Annotated in this window: 1 protein-coding gene; it reads right to left on the minus strand. The window is 40.2% G+C overall.

Annotated elements, in window-relative coordinates; all coding sequences use genetic code 11:
• The coding region (locus Z054_RS0127515) for an IS30 family transposase (RefSeq protein WP_241461469.1) at positions 1-482 on the minus strand (482 nt) is incomplete at its 3' end.
• Positions 483-500: the final 18 nt, after the last annotated feature.

Raw genomic sequence — 500 nt, forward strand, 5'->3', positions numbered from 1 at the left:
ATAAACTCAAATCCACGATCAAAAGTAATCGTTTGTGTCAGCAAATTAGGAAAGGGTTTCAGTTTATCAGCAATAGAATGCATCACCGGCTCAGGCTTCCTATTATCATTCTTCGCCAACACCATATAACGACTTTTTCGCTCAATCAGTGAGGTCAAATTATACTTGCCATGCTCCATATGAAAGATCATCAAATCACCTTCCCAATGACCAAATGTGCCACGCTCATTCACTTCCATAGGCCGATAAGCAATCCCATGATGCTCTAAAACCCGCGACTTTCTAGGAGCACGACCATAAAGATTGCGACGCTTCTTACGTGATTTAAATAGATAACGATACAGCCCCAAACGCTTACCTTCATCACTGTAAATAAATTGATAAATCGTTTCCATGCAGACTCGAAACCTTGGAATTCCCAGCCGTTTCAAATAACCAGAAATTTGATCAGGTGACCAATAAGAGTGCAATTTCTCAATCACAAAATCCTTCAATTCTGG

Origin of the sequence: Aquimarina macrocephali JAMB N27, from assembly GCF_000520995.1 — a bacterium.
Lineage (GTDB): Bacteria > Bacteroidota > Bacteroidia > Flavobacteriales > Flavobacteriaceae > Aquimarina > Aquimarina macrocephali.